Annotated in this window: 14 protein-coding genes; 6 read left to right on the top strand and 8 right to left on the bottom strand. The window is 36.7% G+C overall.

The window, feature by feature from the left end; translation table 11 throughout:
• Positions 1–165: 165 nt before the first annotated feature.
• Positions 166–1,212, bottom strand: a complete 1,047-nt coding sequence (locus tag ACKGJN_RS07965) for a response regulator (RefSeq protein ID WP_409538942.1) — start codon at positions 1,210–1,212, stop codon at positions 166–168.
• Between the two features lie 305 nt (positions 1,213–1,517).
• Here ACKGJN_RS07965 and ACKGJN_RS07960 point away from each other — a divergent pair, with 305 nt between their 5' ends.
• From ACKGJN_RS07960 to ACKGJN_RS07945, 4 genes are all read left to right on the top strand, one after another.
• Positions 1,518–1,904 (top strand): hypothetical protein, encoded by a 387-nt coding sequence (locus ACKGJN_RS07960; protein WP_409538941.1) that lies wholly within the window; start codon positions 1,518–1,520, stop codon positions 1,902–1,904.
• 48 nt (positions 1,905–1,952) lie between these two features.
• Positions 1,953–2,216: a zinc ribbon domain-containing protein gene (locus ACKGJN_RS07955; protein ID WP_409538940.1), complete on the top strand. Its 264-nt coding sequence runs from the start codon at positions 1,953–1,955 to the stop codon at positions 2,214–2,216.
• Between the two features lie 147 nt (positions 2,217–2,363).
• Positions 2,364–4,871, top strand: a complete 2,508-nt coding sequence (locus ACKGJN_RS07950; RefSeq protein WP_409538939.1) for a cation-translocating P-type ATPase — start codon at positions 2,364–2,366, stop codon at positions 4,869–4,871.
• Between the two features lie 174 nt (positions 4,872–5,045).
• Entirely contained in the window at positions 5,046–5,705 is a 660-nt protein-coding gene (locus ACKGJN_RS07945; RefSeq protein ID WP_409538938.1) for an LOG family protein, read from the top strand.
• A 120-nt stretch (positions 5,706–5,825) separates the two neighbouring features.
• Here the strand turns inward: ACKGJN_RS07945 and ACKGJN_RS07940 are convergent, their stop codons facing one another.
• From ACKGJN_RS07940 to ACKGJN_RS07925, 4 genes are read right to left on the bottom strand one after another with little or no spacing between them, the layout of a single operon-like run.
• On the bottom strand, positions 5,826–6,326 hold the full coding sequence (locus ACKGJN_RS07940) for a hypothetical protein (protein WP_409538937.1): 501 nt from the start codon (positions 6,324–6,326) through the stop codon (positions 5,826–5,828).
• A 56-nt stretch (positions 6,327–6,382) separates the two neighbouring features.
• Positions 6,383–7,384 (bottom strand): MlaD family protein, encoded by a 1,002-nt coding sequence (locus tag ACKGJN_RS07935; protein WP_409538936.1) that lies wholly within the window; start codon positions 7,382–7,384, stop codon positions 6,383–6,385.
• 7 nt (positions 7,385–7,391) lie between these two features.
• Positions 7,392–8,147 (bottom strand): ABC transporter ATP-binding protein, encoded by a 756-nt coding sequence (locus ACKGJN_RS07930; RefSeq protein ID WP_409538935.1) that lies wholly within the window; start codon positions 8,145–8,147, stop codon positions 7,392–7,394.
• 13 nt (positions 8,148–8,160) lie between these two features.
• Positions 8,161–8,937, bottom strand: a complete 777-nt coding sequence (locus tag ACKGJN_RS07925; protein WP_409538934.1) for an MlaE family ABC transporter permease — start codon at positions 8,935–8,937, stop codon at positions 8,161–8,163.
• A 248-nt stretch (positions 8,938–9,185) separates the two neighbouring features.
• Between ACKGJN_RS07925 and ACKGJN_RS07920 the strand changes: the two genes are divergently transcribed.
• Together ACKGJN_RS07920 and ACKGJN_RS07915 are read left to right on the top strand one after the other, a co-directional pair.
• Positions 9,186–11,141, top strand: a complete 1,956-nt coding sequence (locus tag ACKGJN_RS07920; protein ID WP_409538932.1) for a S9 family peptidase — start codon at positions 9,186–9,188, stop codon at positions 11,139–11,141.
• A 114-nt stretch (positions 11,142–11,255) separates the two neighbouring features.
• Positions 11,256–11,456, top strand: coding sequence for a hypothetical protein (locus tag ACKGJN_RS07915; RefSeq protein WP_409538931.1), 201 nt, complete (start codon positions 11,256–11,258; stop codon positions 11,454–11,456).
• A gap of 231 nt (positions 11,457–11,687) precedes the next feature.
• Here the strand turns inward: ACKGJN_RS07915 and ACKGJN_RS07910 are convergent, their stop codons facing one another.
• The 3 genes from ACKGJN_RS07910 to ACKGJN_RS07900 form a co-directional block, all read right to left on the bottom strand.
• Positions 11,688–13,862 (bottom strand): M3 family metallopeptidase, encoded by a 2,175-nt coding sequence (locus ACKGJN_RS07910; protein ID WP_409538930.1) that lies wholly within the window; start codon positions 13,860–13,862, stop codon positions 11,688–11,690.
• 399 nt (positions 13,863–14,261) lie between these two features.
• Entirely contained in the window at positions 14,262–14,840 is a 579-nt protein-coding gene (locus ACKGJN_RS07905; RefSeq protein ID WP_409538929.1) for a pseudouridine synthase, read from the bottom strand.
• A gap of 88 nt (positions 14,841–14,928) precedes the next feature.
• Positions 14,929–15,126: a YgaP family membrane protein gene (locus ACKGJN_RS07900; protein WP_409538928.1), complete on the bottom strand. Its 198-nt coding sequence runs from the start codon at positions 15,124–15,126 to the stop codon at positions 14,929–14,931.
• Between the last annotated feature and the right edge of the window lie 42 nt (positions 15,127–15,168).

Genomic DNA, 15,168 nt, shown 5'->3' with positions numbered 1-15,168 from the left:
AACTGTGTACTGTTTACTCCTTAAATTTGATCTTTTTCCTCCCCCAAAGTACTCAAGATCAAATTTATTTTTTGATTAGTACTAAGATAATACACTTTTGATTAAAAATATATGATATATCTCAACTGACTGAGGTTTAACATTTTAATCATTTTAATTTAAGTTTTACTTTACACCATATAGCTTCTGTAAATTTAATATTTTAATATTTCTGCCATCTATATCGATTAACCGGTCTTTTTTTAATAATGAAAGACTCCTTATAAGACTTTCCGTAGAAATTCCAGCAACACTTGCAAGATCACTCCTCGAAATATTTATCGAATCACGATGTTTATCGTGCATTTTTGCGGCAAATTTTAAAATTGTATTACTGGTTTTCTTCAATACCGATGCATAGGCCATTTCCAATAAATGTGATTTTAGAGCAGATAGATTATCCGAAAGCAACTCGGCTAATTCCATTGTTAAAAGGGGATTGTGAGACAATATTTCCCTGAAATGCAAATTTGATATTCTGTAAGCCAATCCATCTTCCAAAGCCGTGGCTGTTTCTGAATAACGGGCTGGATTATTAAAAGAATAAAACCCAAAGAGATCTCCGCTTTTATAAAGACCGGTTATAAGTTCCTTGCCATATTCATCCATTCGGTAATTTTTAACCATACCTTCTTCGGTTAAATAGACATAATTGGCATTTTTTTGTTCTTTATAGATCACTTTATTTTTACCTAAATTGACCTCATCTCTTAAGGATTTAATATAATCTTTAAATTCAAAAAGGGAAGCCAGTTTAATTTCAGGAAGTTCTGCAGATTTCTGTTTTGGAGCATACTTTAATTGGGCTAGTTTTTTCAAACGGCTATCGATGCTGTTCAGAAGATCAGTTTCTTTAAAAGGTTTACTTATATAATCATCGGCTCCAAGGTTCATTCCTGATCTTATATCCTTCTCTTCCGATTTGGCCGACATAAAAATGAAAGGAATTCTTCTTGTGGTTTCCTTTTGGTTTAACACATTAAAAACTTTGAATCCATCCCATTTTGGCATCATAATATCACAAACAATAATGTCTGGTCGGTTTTGAAGTGCAATCTTAACCCCGGTTTTACCGTTTTCTGCAGCGAGTACATTGTAATTTGATAATTGCAATATTTCGGTGGTATTCTCTCTTAACAACTTGTCGTCTTCTATTAGCAATACAGTTTTCATCTTCCCTTTTTTTTAGAAAATTCATAGAAATATTTCTGAATAAATGAATAGGGGTAATAATACTTTCGGTGGGGTTTTGAAAGTGGGGGAAAGGGTAATAATAATGTTTTAAATATACACAGTTTTTTTAATTCTTCGGCTTTTTTTTAGGAAATTTATTGATTTGTGAACGCCCGTGTTTATTGGCGTCCATTATTTTATTATAAATTACAGCGCTTCAAAAGTGATATTTGTCATATAATTTCTTGTATCTTCAATTTACTTTTAATGTCGATATTAACTTTGTTTTTAAAAAAAATGCAAATATGCAGGGTATTCAAAAATTATATCAAAATCTGGGAAAGTTATTTTATGCAGTAGCTGCATCAGATAAAGTGGTTCGTGAAGAAGAAAAGAACGCACTGAAAAATATAGTTAAAGAGGAGTGGCTGGATGTAGATGATTTTAAGGATGAATATGGATCGGATGCAGCCTATCTTATCGAGATCATTTTTGATTGGCTTGATGAGAATGAACCTTCGGCTTTTAGTGCTTTTAATGATTTTAAAGATTTTAAAAAAGACCATGAAGAATTCTTTACTCCCGGTATCAATAAATTGATATGGAAAACCGCCGACCAAATAGCATCTTCTTTTTCAGGAAAAAATAAATCGGAATTGATAATGCTTTCTGAATTAAAAGCGATCCTTTAGAGACAAAATACTTATATAATTATGTTTTCTTAACCAATACTATTATAGATGAAACCAGCTATTTGTCAAAGTTGTGGATTACCCTTTACCATTGAAACCAGTGGAACAAATCGTGATAATTCTAAAAACTTGGATTATTGCATTAATTGTTTCAAAAATGGCGAATTTGTGGATCACTCCCTGAGCCTTCATGAACTGGAGATCAAACTTCTTGAAATGGCTGAAATTCACAATGAAATTTCTCTGGAGGAAGCACAACAGATTATTAGGATACTGCCGGATCTGAAAAGATGGAAAATGAGCAATATTTAATTCCTGCTAATCTGAAGATTTCAGGAGAATATCTCCGCTCATTCTTAGGATTGAATATAGGAATGTGATACCTGCCTGTAAACCTAGATATGTCCATTTAAACAATACATATAGATGTAGCTATTTGCATTCGTGATTTTTATCAAAATGAAAAATCAAAATCCGTTCACTTTTAAAGGTCTCTCTGCTGAGGAAGTCAAGGAATCCCGATTGAAACATGGAGAAAATACAGGGAAAGACCGGGATTCAGGGTATTTTCTCTCAGCTATAAAGGAGATTGTGCTGGAGCCTATGTTTATTTTACTTGCGGTAACCTCTACCATCTATTTTATACTTCAGGAATTTACCGAAGGCTTTTTTTTATTAGGAGCGATTATCCTTATTTCTGCTATCTCCTTCTTTCAAAATGCCCGATCTCGTAAAGCCCTCAACGCCCTTAAGGAATATACCCAAAGCCTAACTTCTGTTATTCGGGAAGATAAGATTATCAAAGTAAAATCAGAAGAAATAGTCGTTGAGGATATCGCAGTTGTAAATGAAGGAGAAATGATTACCGCGGACGGAAGAGTTCTGCAACTCAATGACTTTTTGGTAAATGAGTCTGTCCTTACCGGAGAATCTTTCAGCGTAACTAAAGGAATTGCTGCGAAGGAAGACAACAATGTGTATCAGGGAACTTCCGTAATATCGGGACAATGTGTTTATAAGGTAACCCAGGTTGGACCGAGCACAAAATTGGGTAAAATAGACGCTTCACTAGGCGATATTCATAAAATGAAATCCCCACTACAAAAGCAGATTTCAAGGTTTGTAAAACAAATGGCGCTCTGGGGAGTGTTTGTTTTCCTGTTGATCTGGGGTTTAAGTTATTATAACACCCGGGATCTTTTGGAAAGCCTTCTAAAAGGACTAACCATCTCAATGTCCGTACTTCCGGAAGAAATCCCGGTTGCTTTTACAACTTTTATGGCACTTGGGGCTTATAGATTAATGAAACTCGGAATTATAGTCAGGCATACCCAAACCATAGAAACCCTTGGTTCGGCCACTGTTTTGTGTACAGATAAAACCGGTACCATCACCCAAAACAAAATGGATTTGTATAAAATCTATGAGCATAATACAAAAAAGATTTCCGATAAAAAAAATTGGGATCTACCGGAATTTTATAAAATTATATCCATCGGGATGTGGTCAAGCGAATCGGTTCCTTTTGATCCAATGGAAAAATCCCTGCACGAGGCATATCAAAAGTATGGAGGAGAAGACGAACGTACTTCCTACAAGATGATCCATGAATATCCATTGGGAGGTAAACCACCTATGATGACCCACATTTTTGAAAATTCATCAGGGGATCGAAAAATAGCTGTAAAAGGTGCTCCTGAAGCTGTGATCGCCCATGCAAATCTCAGTCAGGATGAAAGCGATGGAATCTTAAAAGAGGTTTCCGATTTCGCTTCCCAGGGTTTGAGGGTCCTGGGGGTAGGAGAAGCACAGTTTTCAGGAAACGATTTTCCTGAAACCCAGGAGGAATTTCCTTTTGAATTCCTGGGGTTACTCGGTTTTTACGATCCCCCAAAAAAGAATATTAAAAACACCTTGGATACCTTATATGATGCCGGAATAAAGATCAAAATTATAACCGGCGATAATAGTTTAACAACCCTGGCCATTGCAAAACAGGTAGGTTTCAGGAATGAGGAGGAGGTGTTGACAGGGGAGGAGCTCATGAAACTTTCTGACGCCGAATTTGATAAAAAAGTATTACAGAACAATATTTTCACACGTGTATTTCCAGAGGTGAAATTAAAAATAGTTCATAGTTTGAAAAATCAAAATCAAATTGTGGGAATGACCGGAGATGGAGTAAATGATGCGCCGGCTTTAAAAGCTGCACATATAGGGATTGCTATGGGGAAACGAGGATCGGATATTGCCAAAGAATCCTCCTCTCTAATTTTATCTGATGATGATTTCGGTAAAATGGTGGATGGCGTAGCGATGGGGCGCAAAATTTATTTTAATCTTAAAAAGGCCATTCAGTATATCATATCTATCCATATTCCCATCATTTTAACAGTAGCTCTTCCCCTGGTTTTAGGTTGGATCTATCCTGTGATTTTCACACCAATTCATGTGATATTTTTGGAATTGATAATGGGGCCAACCTGTTCTATCATTTATGAAAATGAGCCGCTTGAAAAGAACGAATTAAAAAAGCCTCCGCGATCTATGGAATTAACATTTTTGAGATGGAGAGAGCTTTCAAGAAGTGTGTTGCAGGGCTTGATCATTACAGCAGGCTGCTTGTTTATTTACCAATTCTCTGTTCAGAATTTCTATGGAGAAACAATTACAAGGACCATGGTTTTTAGTAGCCTAATCTTTGCAAATATATTTCTAACACTTGTGAACAGGTCATTTTATTTTTCGGTGTGGAGCACTTTTCGGTATAAAAACCCTTTGATCTGGATAATTATTGCAGGGAGTTTTGTTTTGTTGTTGGTTATTATCTATCAGCCAGCGGTAGCTTCATTATTTAAATTAAGTCCGTTATCCTTATATCAGTTCACAATTTCAGTTGGAGTTGGGTTTACAAGCGTCATCTGGTTTGAAGTTTATAAATGGGTTATCCGGTTAAGGCAATTATAATACTGGATTTTAACTGATAATTGTCACGTGCAAATGAAAGCCTATGTATTAATTTTATTCTGAAGAATCCACGGGATTATCGCTTTCAAAATGAAAAATAATAATTCAAAGCTGCCTTTCTTAACCGCGGAAAGAAAATTTTTGTCGGGCCCAAGATCCAGGTTCAAGAATTTGTTGTTTACTATTAAGGTTGCCTGGAGTTTTATTAAAGGTTTCAGAAAAATGCATTCTTTAGGTCCTTGTGTAGCGGTCTTTGGATCGGCAAGATTTAAAGAAACAAGTAATGATTACCTAAAAGCTGTGGAAATTGGAGAGGCGCTGGCCAATTTAGGATTCACGGTAATGACCGGTGGTGGCCCTGGGATTATGGAAGCTGCAAATAAAGGCGCTTTTCAGGCAGGGGGAATTTCAGTGGGCTGTAATATTATCCTACCGGAAGAACAGGCTCCTAATCCCTATCTTCATAAACAAATCACTATTCCTTATTTTTTCGTAAGAAAGGTTATGCTAATAAAATATTCCTATGCTTTTATAGTAATGCCAGGTGGATTGGGCACCTTAGACGAATTTTTCGAATCGCTTTTATTGATTCAAACAAAAATGATCAACCGGTTTCCAGTGGTGCTTTTTGGAAAGAAATATCATAAGGACCTGATCACTCATATTATCATGATGCATGAAAATAAAAATATTGATGAAGCAGATATCCAAAATCTTCTTATTACCGACTCTGTTGAAGAAATGACTGAATATCTTAAGGAACATTCAATAATCAAGTATAAGTTGATTAAATCTTACAATAAACCAAAATGGTGGGTTGGCGGCCGATTTTAATCCCCTCACTAAGGGTTTAATTCTCCGTGGCTTGCCCGAATCCTTCAGGCGGGCCTGCCTCGAATTTTTAAAAGTATTCTCCAATTCATACCTCTTGGGGTTGCCCGAGGTTTTTGATTTTTACTGAGTTCTAAAGCCTAAATTTGTTTTAATAAGCGGCACCTCCCATTTAATCATCTCCTTTAGGAATTCATCTAATTTTTCCGTCACCAATATTTCTGTAACCTGAATGGGAGTGTAGGTGCCCAATTCTATAAGGTCATCATCCAGGGCATTCCAATTTTCGATAATTGGAAATACAATGAAGATTTCCACATCTCCATTATACATTTGAGAAAATACCAGGGATCCTCCTTTTAAAAATTGAAAAGCAGGTATGAGATTTGTTTTTTCAATCATTTCCGGTGGAAAAGAATCAAAGGTGATATTTACAGCTTCATTTGTATGGATCCAGTTTAATTCCTGCACCCGCCATCCAATATTATAGGTTTTCTCAGCATCCTTTAATACTTTGGTAATTAAAATTTTGATTTGGGTATTCCAGAGAATACGCTTTTCTATCACCGTTTTTATAGAATCTTTATACTCATTTACGCGTTCTTCAAGATGTTCTATTTTCATATGAATCCCCTTTAATTTACGTTTGGATAAATTAATAAGTTGTCGGTCATTTAAGGTTATTGCTTAATGGTATCTTGAGCTTTAATGAAACGCTGTTCCCGCCTTTCCTGTTTTCTGAAATAACCCCGGAATAAAAAACTTTGTTTTATGGCCCCCATGATCTCGTCGAATTTCTCACTTCCCTCTTCCGTATTCCGGATGGCGCTGTCGAAATTTTTCACAAAAGAGGTATCCTGCATTAAGTAGTTTACAGCACCTTCCCCATCTCTTAAATTCACGGAGAATTCATTTAAATTTTTGGATATGGAATCAATTTCCCGGGAAGATATTTCCAGATTGGTAATGATGTTTTCTATTTTTCCTTTTGAAACTGTATCACTGAAGAGCACTCCTGCTACACTTTCCTTTAAGTCAATTTGAGAAAGAATGTTGTTAAGCTTAGCTATCGATCTTGAACCAGCCTCGCTCGTTCTTTGAAGATTTGTGATGCTCAGTTTTATATCGGTTACTAAATCCTCATCCTTAAGCAGCGTACCAAGAAGGCCTTCGCCATTATTTATTGCATTTGTTATTTTAAGTAGGTCGGCAGTTAGCAAAGCTGCATTTTCATTGGTGGTATTTAGGGTGGTTAACATATCTACAGTAGCGATTTTGCTAATAGATGCTATTGTATCCCCGGATTTTACAACTTCATTTTCAAAATTATCACCCGGTAAGATATTAACGATCATACTCCCCACCAATCCATCCGACCCAATAGTTGCCAGAGAGCTTTTCCTTATAAGGTTAGCTGTTTTCATCTCAATCGCCATATTAATATTTATGGCGGTGTCATTAATGATTACGATCTCCCTTACAGTACCCACATTTACACCCGCAAAGCGTACGTTATTTCCTAGCTGAAGCCCTGATACATTTTTAAAAACAGAATTTATTCTTATGCTTTCTCCAAAAAGATTCTGCTTGCTCCCAATAAAATAAACGCCGAGTGAAAAGAGGATTATTCCAATAACTACAAATATGCCTAAGAGCACATTTTGTGATGTATTCTTTCTCATAATAGAATTATTTAAAAAATGCTTTTGTCTTGGGATCATCAGAATTGGATAATTCCTGAAAAGTTCCTTCAACATAATTTATTCCATCCAGCAAAAGGATCATCCGGTTTGAAATAACCCTTGCACAATCCACATCGTGCGTAATTATTAGCGATGAGGTATTATATTTTTCCTGTATTGTCTTCATTAGTTCTATAATTTCTTTGGAAGTTATAGGATCTAGTCCGGTTGTAGGTTCGTCATATAAAATTATCTTGGGCTTTAGAATTAATGCTCTGGCCAAAGCTATTCGCCGTTGCATTCCTCCTGAAAGTTCTTCGGGCATGAGATCAACTGTATGCTCCAATCCTACATTTTTCAGGGCTTCCATCACCAATTCGTCTGTGTCTTTCAAATCGAACTTATCGGTATGCCGCCTAAGAGGAAATTCCAGATTTTCCCGTACGGTCATGGAATCATAAAGAGCACTGCCCTGGAATAAAAATCCTATTTCTGTACGTAATTTATCCATTTCCTGATGACTTAAAGTGGAAATATCTTTCCCAAGAATCTTAATATTTCCGCTATCCGGCTCCAAAAGCCGAACCATGCATTTTATCATTACCGATTTTCCAGAACCGGATTTTCCCATCATAACAAGGTTTTCTCCTTCATACAACACTAGGTTAAAACCATTTAAAACCTTAAGGTCACCAAAACCTTTGTAAAGGTCATTTATTTCAAGTACGGCTTTACCCGTGGTATGGGAAGTATTTTTTTTCATATATCATGCATTCTTAATAGAAAATATCAGCAATAAAAACAGCGATAAAATCTATAATAAATAATAACATAGAGGTATAAACTACTGCTGAATTTGAAGCCTCTCCAACTCCGGCGGTTCCTTTTTTGCTGTTATATCCTTTAAAACATCCAACCAGGCCAATTGCAAATCCGAAGAAAAAGGTCTTCAAAGTAGCAGGGAGCAAGTCTGTAAATTCCAGGGCATCAAAAACCTGATTGAAATAGAGTTGAAGGGAAACGCCTCCTTTGATGTTTTCAATGATCGCAGATCCTACCAAAGCGATAAAATCCCCGAAAATAACCAGTACCGGAAGCATAAGGGTGGCGGCCAAAACCCGGGTAACCACCAAAAACTTGAACGGATTTGTTCCTGAAACCTCCATGGCATCAATTTGTTCAGTAACTTTCATAGACCCAAGTTCAGCCCCTATTCCAGAGCCAATGCGTCCAGCACATATCAAGGCAATAATCACAGGGCCAATTTCCCTCACAATGGAAATGCTTATCATTGAGGGCATCCAGGCAACAGCACCAAATTCCAGTAGTGTTGGCCGGGATTGAAGAGTGAAAACCAAGCCTAAAATAAATCCTGTTACTCCAACCAGCAAAAGTGATTTATTACCCATATTGTAACATTGGTTTATCAATTCCCGAAATTCAAAAGGAGGAGATAAAACTTCCCTGAAATACCGGCCGGCAAAACGCGCGAGTGCTCCTACCTCCTCAAAAAAAGTTCTTAAATTTGAATAAAAATTTAAAGATTTACTCATACGTTTCACGGTTAATAAATAATCAAAGCTATATAAGTTGGTAAATTGCTGAAATGATTTATGTCATATTATAATCCCAGAATATTTCATATTTAATTATTTAAAGTTACGTTAGGTTCCGTCTTATTCGTAATTAAACTAAATTAATAAAGGAATACTTAATCATATCTATTAAATTAATCAATAATTTCCAATTTATTACCCTAATTTAGGGGGTAATAATTATTAATAATCTAAAATTGGTATTTATGAACAAAAATTTTATTTTTTTGATACTGTCTTTCATTTTTCTATTTTCCTGTAAGAAGGAAGAGAAGAAGGAGGAGAAAAGGGAAATCGGTACTTATTCCATAGCGCAGTTTATGGACAATGAAACTGTATTTGGAAATAGTTTTTCTCAGGATAATTCAAATCTGCTGGTAACCAGTAACCGGTCTGGAATATTCAATATATACACAGTTCCTGTTGCCGGGGGAGAATTTAAGGCTATTACAAATTCAGACAGTTCTTCCGTTTATGCCATTTCCTATTTTCCTGAAGATGACCGTATTTTATTCCGGATGGATGATAATGGGGATGAGGTTTTTAAATTGTATTTAAAAAAGGGAGACAGCATTCAGCGCCTGACTCCGGCTAAAAATGCCCGGGCCATTTTTTACAACTGGGCAAATGATGATAAAAGCTTTTACTACGCAAGCAATCAAAGAGACAGCCGCTTTATGGATCTTTATAAAATGGATATTGAAAGCTTTACTCCTAAGATTGTCTATGAGAATAATGAAGGATATGAAGTTTCAGCAATATCCAATGATGGGAATTATCTAGCACTAACAAAAGCTTTAAATACAAATGATTCTGATTTGTACTTATACAATCTGAAAAATAAAAATCTAACCAAAATCAACCAGGAGAAAAATGCCAATGCTGCTCAGGATTTTTCTGAAGATGATCGTTTTCTTTATTATACCACCGATGCGGGCAGTGAGTTTGCTTATTTGATGAAATATGATATCGCAAACAAAACTTCAGAAAAAGTATTGGAGAAAAAATGGGATATCATGGGAATGGGATTTTCAAAAAACGGAAAATATCGTATTGTTTATGTTAATGAAGATGCTGTAAATGTAGTAGAAGTTCAGGATACAGAAACCGGTGAAAATTTGGAGCTTCCTAATTTTGAAAATGAATTTATTACCGGAATCGGATTTTCAAAGGATGAAAAAGTGGCTGTCCTCAATGTAGGGGGGTCCCATACTCCTACAAACTTGTATGTTTACAATCTGGAGACAAAAGAAGTTACGAAACTCACCAATGTTCTGAATGAAGAAATTGCACAGGAGGACCTGGTAGAGGCAGAGATTATTCGGTATAATTCTTTTGACGGATTGGAAATCCCGGCGGTGTATTACAAACCTTTAAACGCCTCGGAAGCGAATAAAGTTCCGGCCCTTGTATGGGTGCATGGAGGTCCCGGAGGCCAATCCAGACAAAATTTTAGTTCATTTATTCAATACCTGGTTAATCATGGATATGCTGTGCTGGCGGTAAATAACCGGGGGAGCAGTGGTTATGGAAAAACCTTCTATCAAATGGATGATCAAAAACATGGAGAGGAAGACTTAAAGGATGTTATAGAAGGAAAAAACTGGTTAGTCCAACAAAAGGATATCGATGGGGGAAAAATTGGGATTATAGGAGGTTCCTATGGTGGGTTTATGACTATGGCAGCACTTACTTTTGCTCCCGAGGAATTTGATGCCGGGGTGAATTTATTTGGAGTAACAAACTGGATCCGCACTTTAAAAAGTATTCCACCCTGGTGGGAATCTTTTAAAGATGCGTTATATCTGGAGATGGGCGATCCATATTCCCAGGACAGTATTCGTTTAAAAAAGATCTCACCCTTATTCCATACAGAAAAAGTAACCAAACCTTTATTGGTATTGCAAGGTTCACAAGATCCAAGGGTTCTTAAGGTAGAATCTGATGAAATCGTTGAAGGGGTTCAAAAAAGCGGAGTGCCTGTTGAATATGTATTGTTTGAAGACGAAGGTCATGGTTTTGTTAAAAAAGAGAACCAGATAGAGGCCTATGAGAGAACTTTGCAGTTTTTGGATAAGTATTTGAAAGGCGGAGAAACCAATCCGGCAGATTCCGGAACAAATCCTGTAGAAAAAATAAAGGTTGGGACGGAAAAGGAATAATAAAACTCAATAAAATCAAGTGTTTAACAGGTATTTGAATATTTTCTTGATAATGTATTTTGTGTCAAAAAAACATATACATTTGGCAGATAAAACAAATAATATTTATTTAAAATGAAAAAATCATTTTTGACTCTTGCTGCAATCGCTTTAGTATTTAGTTTTACTTCTTGTAAGGAAACTACAGTTGAAAAAACTGAAGATACAGAAGTTAATTTAATGGAAACCGAAACTCCGGTTGAAGTTATCGAAGAAACTCCTGCTGAAGAAGTAGCTGTGGATTCTGCCAGTACTGAAGAGGCTCAAGTACAATAAAATAAAAATAGGACTGCTGTAGTTAGTTTTTAATTAACTGTAGAATTCTATCAGGTATTTTAACCCGATCTTTTTAAAAGGTCGGGTTTTTAATTTTTTAATTCCATTGCAGTTAAAGGAAAAAACAACTATTTGGTTTTCCACAAATATCCTAAAAAATAAAAGCTCAAAAAAAACCCCGTATCAGTTTTAAATGACACGGGTGTTTTTTAAAATTTACCTGTTGTTTTTTTACATCTTTTCAGGAACAGGAAAACCTCTGTCCCGCATTAATGCATCAATCGTGGCATCTCTTCCACGGAATTGACGATAGGCTTCTGCAGGATCCATGGAATTCCTTGGGGCGAAAAGAAATTTCACCAATCTTGCAGCCACCTCTTTATCGTAGAATCCACCGGGAGCTTCTTCAAATGCTTCTGCAGCATCGGAGGTTAAAACATCGGCCCATAAATACCCGTAATATCCGGTTGCGTAGCCCTCTCCGGAAAACACGTGCCCAAAATGTGGAGAGCGGTGGCGCATCACAATTTCATCTGGCATATTTAGTTTGTCCAGGGTTTCTTTCTCAAAAGTTTCAGGATCGATAAGCTCAGGATCTGTGGTATGATATTTCATATCCATCAATGCTGAAGCTAAAAATTCGGTAGTTGAAAATCCCTGATTGAAGGTAGAAGCTTTTTTGATCTTTTCCACCAATTCTGCCGGGATTGGTTCTCCGGTTTCATGATGAAGGAGGAACCTGTTAATAACTTCGTCTGTAGATAACCAACGCTCTAATAACTGCGATTGAAACTCGGTGTAATCACGAACACCTCCATTAAGAGTTGGATATTTCACATTGGAAGAAAAGAAATGAAGCGCATGTCCAAATTCGTGGAAAAAGGTCGTGGCATCATCCCAGGAGATCAATGCCGGCTCTCCGGCAGCTGGTTTTACAAAATTGGAATTGTTTGATCCCAGGACGTTTTCTTTTCCTTCAAAAGTCGTATGACTTCTGTAAGTTGTCGCCCAGGCTCCAGATCTTTTTCCTTGTCTTGCAAAAGGATCCAGGTACCATAAACCTATATTTTCTCCAGTGGTTTTATCGGTTACTTCCCAAACCTTTACATCTTCATGGAAAACAGGAACAGTTCCTTCCGTAACCGGTTCGAACTTATAATTAAAAAGTTCTCCTGCAGTGAAAAACAAGGCTTGTGTAAGATTTTCCAGCTGTAGATATTGTTTTACTTCATCTGAATCAAGATCATATTTTTCCTTTCTTACTTTTTCGGCATAATACCGGTAATCCCAGGGCTTTATGCTGATATTTTTTCCTTCGGCATTCGCAACTTTTTGCATATCCTCAACCTCCTGATCTACTCTGGCAAGGGCTGCAGGCCAAACGGCCTCCATAAGATCCATGGCATTTTCAGGATTTTTGGCCATTCGGTTTTGTAATCGCCATTGGGCATAATTTTCATACCCCAACAATTCTACCCGTTCATCACGTAATTTTAGAATTTCAGAAATTATTTTTTTGTTGTCAAACTCATCGTTGTTATCTCCACGGGAATAATAATTATTCCACACCTTTTCCCGTAATTCCCTTTCATCAGAATACGTTAAGAAAGGATCCATAGAGGATCTGGTGTTGATGATGGCATATTTTCCCTCATTTCCACGATCGGTTGCAGCTTTGGCCGACGCTTTCATAAAGGATTCCGGCAAGCCATCTAGCTGGTCTTTTTCAAGGTAAACCACATAGCCTTCTTCATCTGCAAGAACGTTACTTGAAAATTTAGTATAAAGTCTGGAAAGTTCCATATTTATTTCTGCATAGCGTTTTTTAGCTTCGGGATCCAATCCGGCGCCTTCCATCGCAAAATTTTCATAAATCAATTGAACCACCCGTTGCTGATCAGCTTCCAACGGATTTTGCTGGGAGCTGTTGTAAATTGCTTTGATACGTTCAAAAAGTGCTTTGTTCTGGGAGATCTTAGAAGAATATTCGGAAATTTTGGGAGCCAAAACCGTTTGAATTTCCCTGAATTCAGGTGAAGAAACATTACTGCTCCAAATACCATAATAGGTAAATACTCTGTCCAGAGGTTTTCCGGCTTTCTCCATAGCAACAATGGTATTCTCAAAAGTCGGAGCTTCCTTGTTAGCAGCTATTTGATCTATCTCCAGCAAATGCAGTTCCATAGCTTTTTCCATAGCCGGCTGTAATTTATCCAGTTGCATTCGATCAAAAGCAGGAACGCCTCCATAAGGTCCTTGCCATTCTTTAAGTAAAATGTTATTCAGTTCACTTTGTTCTTTCATTTCTGTTTTTTGTTGTTTTTCCTGGGCACTCGTTTGCAAAAATGGGGAAGTTCCCAAAGCGAGCAGTACTATTAAGCCTATTGATTTCTTCTTGTAGTTCATTCTTTTAGGGATTAAATATGTGTTGTTTTTTAGTGTTTCCTCTGTGTCCTGGTAATAATTACCTGGAAGACTTTCTTACAAGTGCAAAAATTCATCCAACTTTATAAATTTTTATAACCAGCTGATCTGGAATTTAAAATTTGTAGAATTAAACCGGAAAAGGTGAGGAAATGGTCATTGTTGTTTTCATAGTATTTTTCGATTTTTAAAGATACAATATATTCCATTTATATTTTTGCCCGGGACACTGCATGATGAAGAAATGGAAACAGATACCATTCAGGCAAAAGCTTTTGGTTATTATTCTAAATAATAATCAGATCGGGCAGTCCATTTTATGAGATAAAAGACAGGGATGGGAATGCATAATAGTTTTGAGTCAAATCTGTTTTTGGTCTCTTATAAATAAAAGGAAGTTACAGGTATTACTTCTCCGGGCTTCATACTTTCCAGCACTTCATTCCCAATGCGAATCCTTACAAGCCTAAGGGTTGGGAAACCAACTGCGGCGGTCATTTTTTTAACCTGCCTGAATTTCCCTTCAGTTAAAGTAATAGAAACCCAGCTTGTTGGTCCGTGCCTGGCATCCCGAATTTTTTTGCCGCGTTCTGGAAAATCTGGTGGACTCTCCAGCCTGACGGCATCACAGTTTTTAGTGAGATACTTTTCACCACCAATCCCAATCTCTACACCCTTTTTTAAACGTTCAATGGCCGCTAAAGTTATCGCGCCATCCACCTGAACGTAATATTCCTTTTCGGTTCTTTTGCTACGAACCTTTTGACTCATTTGTCCATCGGTAGTTAGAAACAGCAAGCCTTCCGAATCTTCATCCAGCCTTCCAATTGCCATGGTTCCTTCCGGAAAATCAAACAATTCCCCAAGTCTCTTTTTATTCTTTCTTGTGGTTTGATTATTTTCGAACTGACTTAAATATCCGTAAGGTTTAAATAGTTTGAAATGCTGAAAATCGGACATTGCTTGAAAATTAAGTGAAAAAGCGAAATTAGGGATTTTTAGAGTTATTTATACCCTGATAATCCCTGATTTCGCTTAAATCAAATAGCTATGAAGCCTGTTTTTTTCTTGTTGAAATTCTGAAAGAAGCATAAAGCGGACAAAATCCTATAAAACTTGTTAGAATTAAAATACCGGCTAAAATCAGCAGAATTATGGCAGCCGTTCCTGAAATAGTATCTGTAAAATACAAAATTGAAACAACTAACGCTAAAAGAATCCTCAGGATCCTGTCAGCCTTCCCCATGTTTGTTTCATTTTTTCTTATATTAAGTTGAGTTTTATTAGG

The organism is Gillisia xinjiangensis (assembly GCF_046298265.1).
GTDB classification, from domain to species: domain Bacteria; phylum Bacteroidota; class Bacteroidia; order Flavobacteriales; family Flavobacteriaceae; genus Gillisia; species Gillisia xinjiangensis.
Note: the sequence above shows the minus strand (reverse complement) of the source record. Positions and strands in the feature narration are given on the sequence as shown.

Coding starts and splice junctions, on each gene's coding strand:
- ACKGJN_RS07965 (WP_409538942.1), bottom strand. CDS start 1,212: ATGAAAACTGTATTGCTAATAGAAGACGACAAGTTGTTAAGAGAGAAT.
- ACKGJN_RS07960 (WP_409538941.1), top strand. CDS start 1,518: ATGCAGGGTATTCAAAAATTATATCAAAATCTGGGAAAGTTATTTTAT.
- ACKGJN_RS07955 (WP_409538940.1), top strand. CDS start 1,953: ATGAAACCAGCTATTTGTCAAAGTTGTGGATTACCCTTTACCATTGAA.
- ACKGJN_RS07950 (WP_409538939.1), top strand. CDS start 2,364: ATGAAAAATCAAAATCCGTTCACTTTTAAAGGTCTCTCTGCTGAGGAA.
- ACKGJN_RS07940 (WP_409538937.1), bottom strand. CDS start 6,326: ATGAAAATAGAACATCTTGAAGAACGCGTAAATGAGTATAAAGATTCT.
- ACKGJN_RS07935 (WP_409538936.1), bottom strand. CDS start 7,384: ATGAGAAAGAATACATCACAAAATGTGCTCTTAGGCATATTTGTAGTT.
- ACKGJN_RS07930 (WP_409538935.1), bottom strand. CDS start 8,147: ATGAAAAAAAATACTTCCCATACCACGGGTAAAGCCGTACTTGAAATA.
- ACKGJN_RS07925 (WP_409538934.1), bottom strand. CDS start 8,937: ATGAGTAAATCTTTAAATTTTTATTCAAATTTAAGAACTTTTTTTGAG.
- ACKGJN_RS07920 (WP_409538932.1), top strand. CDS start 9,186: ATGAACAAAAATTTTATTTTTTTGATACTGTCTTTCATTTTTCTATTT.
- ACKGJN_RS07915 (WP_409538931.1), top strand. CDS start 11,256: ATGAAAAAATCATTTTTGACTCTTGCTGCAATCGCTTTAGTATTTAGT.
- ACKGJN_RS07910 (WP_409538930.1), bottom strand. CDS start 13,862: ATGAACTACAAGAAGAAATCAATAGGCTTAATAGTACTGCTCGCTTTG.
- ACKGJN_RS07905 (WP_409538929.1), bottom strand. CDS start 14,840: ATGTCCGATTTTCAGCATTTCAAACTATTTAAACCTTACGGATATTTA.
- ACKGJN_RS07900 (WP_409538928.1), bottom strand. CDS start 15,126: ATGGGGAAGGCTGACAGGATCCTGAGGATTCTTTTAGCGTTAGTTGTT.